Below are 12,322 nucleotides of genomic sequence, written 5' to 3'. Positions count from 1 at the left end.
TAATCTTCCTGCGCAACGTATCGAATATCCGGGGGCCATGGGTAGCGACGAGAAGCCGTCAGTTTCGGCGGTTGGTGATGAGTTGCGAGAGTGGGTTGACGCCGCCAAAGCGTTGACAACTGCGCCTCACGCGATTGCTAGCGCGTCCGCCAAGCAGTCGACAGAACTGCGAGCCCGCACTGCTAAGGCGCGACGAAACAACCGCTACCTATGGCACTTCGTCCCGCTGCGGCCCGACGACGGTGCACTCGTGCAGGCGATCGCGAGGGCTGCGTGCCTCCCGGCCATTCACCCTGACGTTCAACGTGAACTCGACCGGCTGACCACCGAGGTTGCGGCTGCCGCTGAGGACATGCGGAAAGGCACAGGGTTCGGCCGCCTACTGCTGTTCGGCGGAACGCGCGAGAAGGCCAATATGGCCGCACAGTTCCTCACCGATTATCGCCGCTGGTTCCTTACCAGCGGTATCACCCAGGCAATCTCGCAGGCCAGGCCGGTCGACGATCCACGCATCCGCGCCCTAACTGTGCGCGACGCGCTGGCGGACTGGGTGGGATTCAAACAGCAGCTACCGAGCCACGGCCAAACCGCCACGCTTGAAGACTCGACGACCTTCGCGATCCTCCCGAACGCCACCGCCGTCATCCGGCGCGCAGCCGCCGAAGAGTCCAAGCTACGAAAGTCGGCCGTTGACGCCGGCAACAACGTTCGAAACAAAGAGACCGATCGCATGCTGGCCGACATGTCCGTCGACCGACTCCGCGAAGCCACCCGTGACAAGATTCGCGTCGGTGCTCTCGCGGACAATGGCATCACTACTGTCCTCGGCATCCTGGCTGCCGAAACTTATGCCACGCGGCCGCGGCGGCTACAGCCCAACGGCGGAGGCCCTACTCAGGCGAGCGATACCCCGTCGGCAAGTTCTCCTCGAGGGGAGCTAGAGATGTACCCCGTCTTCTCGAAGCAGCTACAGCCAATCGAGAGCACCACACCTGCCCATTTGGTGAGTTGCATCGTTGAGATCGTGGCGATAGAGGGGCCGATCACCGGATGGCGAATACACGAATTGTTCGAGTCGCATTCGACTGCTCAAGAGTCGAGCGGGGTTCTTTCGCGTGCCGTCAATCGAGCGATCTCGTCCGCGGAGCGCGACCGACTGATCGTGTCGGAGAACCCCTTCAACCAGACTGGGAATAAGCCGAGGACATTCCGGCTGCCGGGTCAGCCACGGGCGGTCGGAAGGCAGCTTGGCCCTCGAACAATCGAAGTCGTGCCTCCTGCGGAGGTGGCCGCATATCGAGGCGCGGTGCTGGCTGACCTACCGGCGACTGAGGACGATATAGTGAAAAGCGTTGCACGCCTCCTGGGATTCAATCGGGTCAGTTCTGAATTGCGTAACGCTGTCCTGGCGGCGAAGCGACTGTGACCAGCGCGACCGGGCGGACTGCAAATTAGACGCAGACACGGATTCGTCGACTAATGACGCGTTCAGGTGCTTAACCGTCCTGCGAATCGGTGGCGGTGATACCGCAGGTGCTCACGGCTGACGGGATGCTCCGCTGTGAGACGCAATCGACCAATCACTGTGTTTTGCAGGGCATCGTGCACGAAGTAGTCATCGTCGACGTAGACGGAGCCGGAGGTGAACCGAATTGCATCATTCGGACACAGACAGAGGAGGTTCTCCATTGTGTGCGGCCCGGAGTGCGGTGGCTCCGTCGCTCTTACGTGTCGTACCTGAGCGTGCGGGCCTGCGGGAGTTTCTAGTCGTAACGCGCAAATTTGGCAGCGATGATCGTGGATATCACGGACAATCTGCACCGGTTGTAGATACTCGGCGGTGGCGCGTCTGGCTCGCTTCGGCGGTTCCCGCTTGGTTGCTCGACTCGCAAGATCAGGAATCGGGAGCTCGGTTGCTTCGGCCTCGAGGCTCTCAAGCCTGAACCGCCATATCCTGAACCCGTCCTTGCCTACTTCTTGCCAGAAGTTGGTGACCTTATACAAACCGTCGTAACGATATCCAACGGGCGGTGAAACCCAAGGTTCCCCTTGGTGACCACGAACGACTCTAACGGGAATCTCGTTCAAGTAACTGCGCGCTAATCCCAGATTGCCGCCTAGTAATTCCTGGTCTGCGATCTGAAGTCCTGTGGCTGTATCGCGACCGCCGTGGCCGGTGTAAATGATTTCGTGGCCGTAGTCGAGGTCATCAACATATCCGCCCGAGACGACGACAGACTCGGCTCCATCCGCGCCTCCGCAGATGCCCCCTTGCAGCGGACGGTGAACCCCAGCTTCTGACGCCTCCCGCCGGCTGGCAAACGTTGTTCCAGCCGGATGGCCGGGAATATGTCCGAAGGTGCGAATGGCCATAAACGGAACACTTTATCTCGACTCCGACGGTTTCAGCCGCCGGGCAGGCCGTAGCCGCAGAGCGTCCGATGGCGTTCGTCCGGGTTCAGCTGGGCTCCTTCGTGCGCACACGCAACCTCGAACCGCCTGCTCGTGCGCAAGTAGTGACAAACCATTCAGTCCAGCTGGCAGTCGCCCACCGATGTCACTAGGCCGTCACCGATCAGCACTCACCATCGGCGGTGCTGCCCACCATGGGTGCCCAGACCCGACCGGCGACGCGGCAACCTCCCGACGTCGAGACCTTCGACCCCCAGCTCGATGCGAACTTGCCGTCGCTCTCGGCACTGGCGGGTCGCGACCGTTTACAGCCACGTTGCAGGTGCCAAACGCGGCGAAACGGTTTGACTTCCTCCCCAGAAAAGGGCATCGACGGTGACCGGGCAGGACGCACTCGGCCGACTCGTGCTTTCATGTGCTGGCTGACTGGCCCTGCGCAGCGGAGGGCGGTTGCGGCACCGGACACGGGGGCGTTCTCGTCCGAGGTGACACCGTGGGGCAGGAAGTACTGACAGGGGAGCGATCTTGGCGCGCGTTATCTCGACGATCAACCTCAAAGGAGGCGTCGGCAAGACTACGACCACCGTGGGGCTGGCAGAGTTCCTCTCGGCGGAGTTCGGCAAGAAAGTCCTGGTGATCGATCTCGATCCCCAGACGAACGCCACCATCGTCCTCATCGGCGAGGAACGGTGGAAGGAACTCAACGTCTCGGGCAGAACGCTGGTATCTCTCTTCAACGACGCGCTTCGCCCTGACGGCACGGCTGCCCGCTTCGACCTCGGCGCGGCGATCCAGCGTGGGGTCAGCCCCGTTGCTCAGGTGAAGTCGGTCGACCTCCTGCCGTCGTCGCTCGACTTGATCGATGTGCAGGACCGGCTCGCGGCAATGCCGCCGGGCAAGTTCTTCGCCAACAACCCGACGGACCTGCTCCGGCCGGCGATCAAGCCGATACTGGACGACTACGACTACGTCCTCATCGACTGCCCGCCCAACCTCGGGATCGTCACGTTGAACGGCCTGCGCGTCAGTGACGGGTACATCATCCCGACGATCCCCGACCTGCTGAGCACCTACGGCATCCCACAGATCCAGACCCGAGCGAAATCATTCGCGGACAGCATCGGCGAGAACATCCGCGAGCTCGGCATCGTGGTCACCAAGTACCGCAGTGCCTCGACCGTCCACACCAACACGGTCAAGCGACTGGTGGCCGATCCCAACCTGCCGCGGGTGTTCAACACCAAGATCGCCGAAGGGAACGCCATCGCCGCGTCGGCGGAGTTCGCGCCCACATCGACTTTGAAACAGAAGTACGGCTACGACGGGGGCGCCGAAACCATGCGCGCCCTGGCTTTGGAGTTCATGACGGCGGCGGAGGGCATCAAGTGACGGAGTCCCCGGCGCCTGTCGCAGCCGCCGCTGACGCACTGACGAAGCTGCGGGTGGCACGGCCGGCGCTGGCGGATGTCCTTGCCCAGGTGGTCGGGGCGGTGGCCGACGAGGCCACTCGCTCTCCACGATTCGCTAAAACCCTCACCGATGCATTGGTCTCGACACCCCCTGCTGCTCCGGCTGCCGACGTGACGAATACCGCTGCGCCGGCCAAGCGTTCGAAGCGGCGCCCGTCTGGTCTCTTCGATCCGTTCGCCGTCTACCGCGAAAGCGGAGAAGACGGCTTGCGGAGCAGGCTCAGCGAGCTGAATCCCGATCAGCTGAAGGACATCATCGCCGAGCACGGCATGGACCACGATCGGCTGGCGATGCGGTGGAAGACGCCGAAGAAGCTCATCGACCGCATCGTCGAGAAGGTCACTGCCGCCGTTGCCAAGGGTTCAGCCTTCCGTTAGCGGCCCGACCGCTCATGCGGACAGCACATAATGCTCCGGCTGGATCTCGTCTTCGCCGTCCCAGCGGTACGCGACGAGATTCCCTGTCTTGACCGCACTGAAGTCGACGCACGCGGAACGCCTCGTGTAGTCGCTGCCGGCCTCGGGTGAGCCGCTGCGCCAGTAGTGCCCGTAGAAGACGGGGACGTCACCGCGGTACGTGTAGGAGCTCTCTGCCGGATCGACCGTGACGTCGGGCAGCTCGGGATACGGCTCGCCACTGGCAGTTCGGAAGTTGCCGTCCAACACCGCGAGCTGACGCAGTGTGGTCGCGTTCTCCCGCCACCACGCCACTCGGGCGCGGCTGCGGGGGTGGCCGTCTTTGTCGTAGTAGGGCTCGAGTCCGTGTCGCGCCAGGTCGATCTCCGGGCCCTTCAGCAGGACCTCGATCGCGTCATACAACGGGTCGCTCTTGTCCGACGCGCGGACGAACTGCTCGCGCGTGCTGAACCGGTTCGAGCCGAGCGCCTCCTCGACCACCCTCACCGACGGCTCGTGCCAGCAGGCGTGCACCACCCGGATGCCGCCGAGATCCAGCCACAGCGGCATCGCCGCGAACCACTCCAAGTAGCCGGCGCGCGCCTCTCCGTCGACCTGGTCGAGGAACGCCTGGTGCTGATTCTTGTTCTTGTCGGACCGCGGCCGGAGGTATTCGCCGGGCCGGTCGGGATGCTCGGTGTCGTAGGCGACGGCGTTGAACTCGTGGTTGCCCATGACGATCTGAGCGCTGCCGCTGTCGACCATCCGCTTGACCGTCTCCAGCACCTGCAACTGTTCGCCGCCGCGGTCGACGAGATCTCCGACGAACACGGCTTGCCGGCCTGGCTGCTCGTACGCTCCCGACGCGCCCACCTGGTACCCGAGGCGCTCCAGTAGGTCCTTCAACAGCGATGCGCAGCCGTGGACGTCGCCGATGATGTCATAGCCCTTCATGCACTATCTCCCTTCAGTATTCGGTGAACAGGACGTGGTAGGTGTCGTCTGCGTCGACACAGTTGATACTTCGTTGGCCGTCCCGTTCCGTCAGCGTCACTCCGTACTGCTTCTCGGCTTCGCGGAAGATCTGGATCAACAGTTCGCCCGTGACCACCGCGTCGATGTCGGTGATGTCGTACCGCGCATCCACCCTGCCGGCCTCGATGAGATCGAGCACCACCCACGCCACATACGATGCGTGGCTGACCATCCCGCCGTGTTGGCCGAGCGATCGTCCTCCCGACAGATTCTTGATCCACAGGTCGGAAGTCGTCATTTGGCCCCTCCCATCAGCGGCGTGCCGAATCGACCCGCAGGTCACGTGGGGGAGAAGGGGTGGGCGACTCTGCGAGCGAGCAGGTGGCTTCGAGCTCTGCGAACTGCCTCGATCAACTTCCACCTGCAATGTACCGCGAGGGTCCGACACGAATCTTCAGTCGCCGACCGCCTTCATGGGCCCCTGCGGACTGGGATAGTCAGGCGGAAGCTCGCCCCAGTGGTCCAGCCCGCACGCACCGTAGAACCACTCATAGCTGAAGTCGGGATGGCGCCGCTTCATCCGATCGGCCTGGCGTCGCGCCAGTGCGGCCATCCGCTCGCGCGCGTCTTCATCGAGGTCGAGATCCGTGATCCGGCGGCGGAACGCGGCCGCGATGATGAACGGCGTCTTCCGAACCACGGCCTCTCTCTTTCTCGATGGAAGCCGCATCGTGCCAGCCGCCACCGACACGCAAGTGGTTACGCATCCGAGAGCCGCTGCGCCACCTCGCCGTACCGCTCGAACCGCTTCGGATCCGCCGCCGCGTTGTACAACACGATCCGCGACGCCACACCGCCGTACTTGGCCTGCAACGCGTCGGCCAGGCCGTCCCACATCGCCTCCGTCGCGAACGTCGCGATGTGCTCGTCCGTGATGCATGCCGCCATGCCCGCGTAGTCGCCGGCCTTCTGCTTCTCCCGGATCCGGGCCGTCGTCCCCTCGAAGCCGGCTTCGTCCCAGATGAACGCGTAGTTCGGCGTGCTGCCGTAGAAGCTCATGCTCGCCCGCACCAGTTCACGCTCGAGGTGCCGCTCCTCCTCTGTGTCGCCGACGATCGTCATCACCGGCACGATCAGCGCGACGTCATCTGCCGATCGTCCCGACTTCGCCGTGCCCTCTGCCACTTTTGGCACCACATGTCGTGCGATGTAGCCGGGCTCGCCGAGCGGATGCACGTGCACGCCGTCGGCCACCTCGCCGGCCATCCGCAGCATCCACGGGTTCACCGCCGCGATGTCGACCTTCGGATCCGGCGCGTCGATCGGCCCGGCACTCCACTGCGGCGTGATGAAGTCCAGGTCGTAGAACTCGCCGTGATGATCCAGCGTGCCCGTCCGGAACGCCGAGAAGCACGCCTTCACCGCCCGCACGTAGTCCCGCAGCCGCGGTCCCGGATGCTCGAACTCCGCCCCGTACCGCCGCACCACATGCGTCCGCACCTGCGTGCCCAGGCCCAGCCGGAACCGGCCGCCCGACGCCTCCTGCAGCTCCCACGCCGTCGCCGCCGTCACGAAGGGGCTGCGGGGGAACGCCACCGCCACCCCCGTCGACAAGTCCAGCCCAGGCGCCGCCTGCGACGCCACCGCCGCGCTGAGATAGGCCGTCCGGCCCGTCTCGGTGAACAGCAGGCCCGAGAAGCCCGCCGCCTGCGTGCGCCGCGCCAGGTCCGAGATCTGAGGCAGCGGCTGCGGGGTCGTCATCACGTCGACGTGCACGGCTCGCACCCTACGCCGGTGTCACGCCACCCGGCTCACATGCGCGGCCGACTCGCCGATCGTCGCTTCCTCGTCGCCGATCATGATGCGCAGCAACGCCTTCTGCTCCCGGTCGCCCCGCTGCGCCGCCCGGTCGAGGCCGCCGCGCCGCGTCAACGCCGACGCACTCCGCACCAGGTTCACCGGCAACCGCATCATCGGGTACCACGGCGGCACATACGCCGGCAGACCCAGCGATCGCATCGCCCGCGGGCCCAGGTACGCGCTCGTGACCGACAGGTGCTGTGTGCGCGCCAGCCGTCGACGCACCTGCGCCAGCAGCGCGTAGTTCCACTGCAGCGGGTCCTCGGCCATCGGCATCGCCAATTGCTTCGTCGACTCGTCGGGCTCCGATAGCGCCGCCACCGTGTGGTACAGCACGCGGATCCCGTCGCGGAAATCACGCGGCAACCACGCGTCGTCCACGCCGAGCAGCCACCCGACATACCGGGTCAGGTGCGCGATCGCGTCATATTCTCTGGGCGACAGCACAAGTCCCATCGCCGACCCACCCGCCGACGGCGCGATCAGCGCGCCGACCAGCGTCGCAGCCATGTCCGTCTGGTTGACCGGCAGGCCCCACTCGTCGGCCCGCCAGTCCGGCATCGCGGAGACGTGACGGCGCACGAACGCATGGATCAGCCGCACCCGCAGCGTCGACCGGAAGCCGACGCCCTGCGGGGCCAGGCCGCCCTCGACGAAGGTGTCCATCGCCCACTGCATGGTCTCGGCGAACCGCTTGTTCGACCCCTTCTCCAGCGCGCCCGTCCGGATCAGCGTCTTGTTGAACCCGGAGAACTGGTACCCGCCCAGCAGCGACACGTCTCGCGCGATGTACATCCCGTCGGCCCCGCCGCGGCGCATCGCCCGCTGACCGATGCGCAGCAGCTCCCAGTCGACCCAGTCAGGAGCCGTCTCGACCTCGGTGAAGAACGCGCGCAACGGTTCCGGTGCTTCGGGGACGGTGGCTATGCCCGACGTCAACGCACGGTCGAACAGTGGGCGCACCTGCTCCATCCCTGTGGCCGCCATCCATTCGACCAGGCGGTCCATCGGCTCGTCGCCGACGGTGAGGTGTGCGCCGAGCTTCTGCCAGCGCTCGGTCGACGGAGGCCCGACGCCGAGCAGAGTCGCGAACACCCGTACGCCCGCCGGCACGGGACCGGGCGTCGACGGATGACGGGCAGGGACGGGCTGTTCCATCGGGACGCTCCTCGGACATTTCTGATAACGACCGTAGTCCAAAGTAAAGTCGCAGGTAATGTCGTGTCAATGAAGCGCGCGGAGGTGGTGCGTGACTACGGCGGCGTGAGCGCGGACGACCGCCGCAGCGAACGACGGCAGAAGCTGATCGCCGCCGCGCGTCAGATCTGGGGCACGTCCGGCGTCGCCGACGTGACGGTGCGCGGCGTGTGCAGCGCCGCGGGCCTGACCACGCGCTACTTCTACGAGCAGTTCCCGAACCGCGAGGCGATCGTGTTCGCGGTCATCGACGAGGTGCGGGCCGAAATGCTCGCAACGCTGGTCGAGGCCGGCGTCGGCGATCCGGGCACCCTCACCGACAAGTTGACCTCGGCGCTGACGGCGTTCCTGGAGATCATCGCCGCGGACCCGCACGTCCACCGCATCGCCACCGGCGACGTCAGTGCCGTGCCGGGTCTGCCCGAACACCGGGCCGGCATCCTCGACCAGATCGCCTCTCTGATCGTCGAACTCGCTCCCGAAGTCCTCGGCGCCGAGACACCGAGTCCCGACGCGTTGCGCCGTGGGGCGCTGTTCATGGTCGGCGGCGCCAACCAACTCATCGAGGCGTGGCTCCGTGACCCGAAGGAGACCCCTTCCGAGCTCGCCGCGGTCGCCGCGAAGCTGTGCGTCGCTGTGGTCGACGGCATGGGCACCGCGTAGGCGGGTGCGGCCCGTTCACAGGAAACCGCAAAAACGCACAGCCGCCCGGCAGCATGTTGCCATGAGAAAACCCTGGTATTGCCAGGGTCATGACAGGCATTCTTCGCTCATCGCGGGCCCTACGGCGCTGTAGCACTGCGACACGCCGACCCGACTTCAGCGGTCCGCGCCACTGCTCGAGCACCAACTAGGAGTTCCCATGAAGATGCACGCTCTCCGCGCCACAGGCGCTCTCGCGCTCCTCGTCCCCGCCGCGATCGGACTGGCCGGGCCTGCGGGAGCCGACGAGCCGACGTTCGTCATGCCGTCGGTCGAGAAGATGAGCCTCGCGAAAGCCGACAAAACCATCGAGAAGCTCGACCCCAACACGAAATTCGTCATCAAGTCCCACAACATCGACGGCCCGACACAGCAGAAGCAGATCGACTTGATGTACTGGGAGGTCTGCTCCCAATCACCGGCCGCCGGAGCGGAATTCACCCCGAGCGAGGACATCGAGATGTCGGTGTCTCGCTTCTTCGACGGCTGCGACGGCTAGACACCCGGGGCGGGGCCGTCAGCGGGTAGAGAGCCAGGCGAAGAAGTCGTCGGCGCAGAACACCGGCTTGCCGTACTCCCGCGCCTTGCGCGCCTTGCCTGACTGCGTGCCCACCTCAGCGGTCACCAGCACGTCGCAGCGGGTCTTCGACACCGTCTTGACCGGCGTCAGCCCCGCCTCGGCCGCCAGCCGCTCCATCTCCGGGCGCTCGACGATCCGGCCGGCGCTGTCCTGCGCGGTGCCGGTGAAACAGACGCGCATCCCCGGGGTGAGCGTCGCCGCGATGTCGTCGACGCCGGCGCACAGCGCGTCCGTGTCGATGTCGACGCCGAGCAGCCGTGACGCCTCCTCGAGGCGGGCCGCCACCTCCTTCGGCAGCTGCACCCGCGCCGCCGCCGCGCGCAACTGATCGGCCACCGACTGCCGTGCCGCCGCATCCGCCGGCGCGTCGAGGTCTCGGGGTACCGACGCGCCCAGCAGTACCGCACTGACGTCGCGGCTGATCCGCAGCAGCGCCGACAGGCCGGGCAGGTGGTCGGCGACCGGTGTGGGTGCGTCGGGGTCACGGCTCACCAGCAGACCGGAGCTCTCGACGGCATCGGGTTCCTCGAACGGTGACGAGCCGTCCTCGGCGGGCATGCCGCCGTGGGCGCTCAACGCCGAGCGGGCTCGCTCCAGTGCGGTGCGCCCCGAGATCCGCGTGCCGCGCAGTTCGACGCCCAGCGGCATCGCCGTCACGAAGCCCAGGCGTTTGAGTTCGAAGTCGATCAGCCCGAGCTGGTCATCAACGTCCACCCCGACGGGCGTGCAGCCGGCCAGCATGGGAGCGATCACCGCCCACGCCTCGCGCAGCGTCGGCGCCAGCAGCACATCGGACACGGTGATGCCGAATGTCGTTCGCGCGTCGGCGAGGTCGCGCTGCGGGTTGATCAGCGTCGAGAGTGCGGTGCCGTCGTCGAACGCCACCGCGAGCTCGACCGGCCGGGGCCGCGACATTCGGCCCTCGTCGCCGACGGTCAGCATGCCGATCGCGCAGTACCGCCGCGCGCCCGTGCCGCCGCTCGCGGTACGCAGGAAGCGGGCGATGCGCCGGTCGGTCTTCAAATCCTTCGGCAGCACAGGGCGTTTCAGCACCAGCCCGGCCAACGACGTGCAGCGGCTCAGCGCGACGTACAGCTGACCCGTCGAGAACATGCCGCCGGTGAGGTCGACGATCACCCGGTCGAGCGTCTGGCCCTGGCTCTTGTGAATCGTGATCGCCCACGCCAGCTTGAACGGCAGCTGGGTGTAGGAGCCGATGACCTCGCGGCCCAGCGACGAGCCGGACACCACCGGCCGGGTGGCCTCCCACGTGTACGGCGCGACGTCGGCGACGTAGCCGTCGGGGAACTCCACCTCGACGACGGCGCCGTAGCGGTCGTAGCCGACGCCGACGACGCGGCCGATGCTGCCGTTGACCCAGCGGTCGCTCTGGTCGTTGTTGAGCATCATCACCTGCGCGCCGACCTTGAACCGCAGCGTCTCCTCGACCGGCGGATCGAACAGCGACAGGTCACCGGATGCGCGTGCCTGGTGGACCAGCTCGTCGCCGGGCAGCCGTTCGAGGTGCTGACTATTGCGTGCGGTGACGAGCCGGTTGGTCGGGGCCAAGGTGAGCCAGAACTCGCCGTCGGGCGGGACGAAGTCGGCGTCGGCCCGGGCGTTGAGCTGCTCCTGCGCGTGGCCGAGCAGCACGCCCTCGCGAATCTCGTTGAGGATGGCTGTCATCCGGTCGTCGCCGAGCTGCCGGAACACCGTCGTCAGCGAGATGGTGGGGAAGTCGTCGCGGTCGAAACTGCGGGCGGAGAAGAAATACGGCGTGTCATAGGTGGTGGTGAAGAAGCCGGCCTCGTGCTCGCTGACCACGGGCGGCAGTTGGTAGAGGTCGCCGACGAGGACGATCTGCACGCCGCCGAAGGGTGCGCCGGGAGCGGGGCCGAACCGCTCGAGCGCCGCGGCCACCATGTCGAAGACGTCGGCGCGCACCATCGAGGCCTCGTCGATGATCAGCGTCTGCAGCGATGCCAGGGTCTTGGTGAACCGTCCGGGTCGGTACGCGCCGTTGCGGATGTCGTCGAGCGTCGTGGTGGTGCGGAAACCGAAGAGCCGGTGGATGGTGTAGCCGTCGACGTTGAGCGCGGCGATCCCGGTGGGCGCGACGACCACGACGTTGCGGTCGGTGTCGACGGTGAACAGCCGGACGAGCGTGGACTTGCCGGTGCCCGCCTTGCCGGTCAGGAAGAGGTGGCGGCCACCGGCCAACAGGTCCAGCGCTCGACGGAACTCGTCGGTGAGGACGATGCCGGCCATGGCCGCACTGTAGTCGGGCGATGTCACCGCTCGGGAGTAGCTTCCGCGCCATGGCTGATCACACAATCGTCGTGTTGTACCAGGCCGAGGGAGAAGCCCTGTCGCTCATGCGTGCTGACGGCGTGATCCGTTGGCTGCGAGGGACCCGCGACCCCGCGAGCCTCCAGATTGGCGCACGCCTGACCGAGGGGTCGACAGTCTTCACCGTTTCTGGTCACAGCGTCATCGTCGAGAGCTGGCTCGCCGAACGGTGCAAGGACAGATGGGCCGGCCCCGGCAGCAGGATGGTGCTCGATGACAACGCGGTCCTGGTCGTCAAACGCTGTGTCATCGCCCCGCAGCCACCGCAGGCGCGCCAGACTGAAGCCCGCGCATCAAGCTCGGAGTCCGATGACTTCGGTTGGATGATGGACGTGGTCAACAAGATGGCGGCCCTGTCCATCAACGCCTCGTAGGCGGACAC

13 protein-coding genes are annotated in these 12,322 nt (G+C 66.2%); 6 read left to right on the top strand and 7 right to left on the bottom strand.

All coding sequences use genetic code 11. From position 1 onward, the window contains the following. Positions 1 to 37: 37 nt before the first annotated feature. Positions 38 to 1,426, top strand: coding sequence for a hypothetical protein (locus tag AB0K11_RS05450; RefSeq protein WP_364973060.1), 1,389 nt, complete (start codon positions 38 to 40; stop codon positions 1,424 to 1,426). A 62-nt stretch (positions 1,427 to 1,488) separates the two neighbouring features. Here the strand turns inward: AB0K11_RS05450 and AB0K11_RS05445 are convergent, their stop codons facing one another. Then, positions 1,489 to 2,373, bottom strand: a complete 885-nt coding sequence (locus AB0K11_RS05445; RefSeq protein WP_364973058.1) for a YDG/SRA domain-containing protein — start codon at positions 2,371 to 2,373, stop codon at positions 1,489 to 1,491. A 564-nt stretch (positions 2,374 to 2,937) separates the two neighbouring features. On the opposite strand from AB0K11_RS05445, the gene AB0K11_RS05440 reads away from it, so the two are divergent. Both AB0K11_RS05440 and AB0K11_RS05435 read left to right on the top strand, forming a co-directional pair. Next, complete coding sequence (locus tag AB0K11_RS05440; RefSeq protein ID WP_364973056.1) at positions 2,938 to 3,801, top strand: AAA family ATPase; 864 nt, start codon at positions 2,938 to 2,940, stop codon at positions 3,799 to 3,801. 53 nt (positions 3,802 to 3,854) lie between these two features. Next, entirely contained in the window at positions 3,855 to 4,259 is a 405-nt protein-coding gene (locus tag AB0K11_RS05435) for a hypothetical protein (RefSeq protein WP_364973054.1), read from the top strand. A gap of 12 nt (positions 4,260 to 4,271) precedes the next feature. On the opposite strand, the gene AB0K11_RS05430 is transcribed toward AB0K11_RS05435, so the two are convergent. The 5 genes from AB0K11_RS05430 to AB0K11_RS05410 form a co-directional block, all read right to left on the bottom strand. After that, on the bottom strand, positions 4,272 to 5,231 hold the full coding sequence (locus AB0K11_RS05430; protein ID WP_364973052.1) for a metallophosphoesterase: 960 nt from the start codon (positions 5,229 to 5,231) through the stop codon (positions 4,272 to 4,274). A 13-nt stretch (positions 5,232 to 5,244) separates the two neighbouring features. Beyond that, the gene (locus tag AB0K11_RS05425; protein WP_364973050.1) at positions 5,245 to 5,550 is read right to left on the bottom strand and encodes a hypothetical protein; all 306 of its coding nucleotides are present in this window, start codon (positions 5,548 to 5,550) and stop codon (positions 5,245 to 5,247) included. 156 nt (positions 5,551 to 5,706) lie between these two features. Then, entirely contained in the window at positions 5,707 to 5,952 is a 246-nt protein-coding gene (locus AB0K11_RS05420; protein WP_364973048.1) for a hypothetical protein, read from the bottom strand. 59 nt (positions 5,953 to 6,011) lie between these two features. Next, positions 6,012 to 7,028 carry a TIGR03617 family F420-dependent LLM class oxidoreductase gene (locus AB0K11_RS05415; RefSeq protein ID WP_364973046.1) on the bottom strand — a complete coding sequence of 339 codons (1,017 nt, stop codon included), beginning with the start codon at positions 7,026 to 7,028 and terminating at the stop codon, positions 6,012 to 6,014. 21 nt (positions 7,029 to 7,049) lie between these two features. Next, positions 7,050 to 8,270: an oxygenase MpaB family protein gene (locus AB0K11_RS05410; RefSeq protein WP_364973044.1), complete on the bottom strand. Its 1,221-nt coding sequence runs from the start codon at positions 8,268 to 8,270 to the stop codon at positions 7,050 to 7,052. A gap of 69 nt (positions 8,271 to 8,339) precedes the next feature. Here AB0K11_RS05410 and AB0K11_RS05405 point away from each other — a divergent pair, with 69 nt between their 5' ends. Together AB0K11_RS05405 and AB0K11_RS05400 are read left to right on the top strand one after the other, a co-directional pair. Next, complete coding sequence (locus AB0K11_RS05405; protein ID WP_364973042.1) at positions 8,340 to 8,972, top strand: TetR/AcrR family transcriptional regulator; 633 nt, start codon at positions 8,340 to 8,342, stop codon at positions 8,970 to 8,972. A gap of 199 nt (positions 8,973 to 9,171) precedes the next feature. Further along, complete coding sequence (locus AB0K11_RS05400) at positions 9,172 to 9,510, top strand: hypothetical protein (RefSeq protein ID WP_364973040.1); 339 nt, start codon at positions 9,172 to 9,174, stop codon at positions 9,508 to 9,510. A gap of 18 nt (positions 9,511 to 9,528) precedes the next feature. Here AB0K11_RS05400 and AB0K11_RS05395 read toward each other — a convergent pair whose 3' ends face one another. Further along, a complete protein-coding gene (locus AB0K11_RS05395) occupies positions 9,529 to 11,859 on the bottom strand; it encodes an AAA family ATPase (RefSeq protein ID WP_364973038.1) in 2,331 nt (776 codons plus the stop codon). Between the two features lie 50 nt (positions 11,860 to 11,909). Here AB0K11_RS05395 and AB0K11_RS05390 point away from each other — a divergent pair, with 50 nt between their 5' ends. Next, positions 11,910 to 12,314, top strand: a complete 405-nt coding sequence (locus tag AB0K11_RS05390) for a hypothetical protein (protein ID WP_364973036.1) — start codon at positions 11,910 to 11,912, stop codon at positions 12,312 to 12,314. The last annotated feature ends 8 nt before the right edge of the window (positions 12,315 to 12,322 follow it).

Origin of the sequence: Mycobacterium sp. NPDC050551, from assembly GCF_040674075.1 — a bacterium.
GTDB lineage: Bacteria > Actinomycetota > Actinomycetes > Mycobacteriales > Mycobacteriaceae > Mycobacterium.
This window is presented reverse-complemented; position numbering and strand designations above follow the sequence as displayed.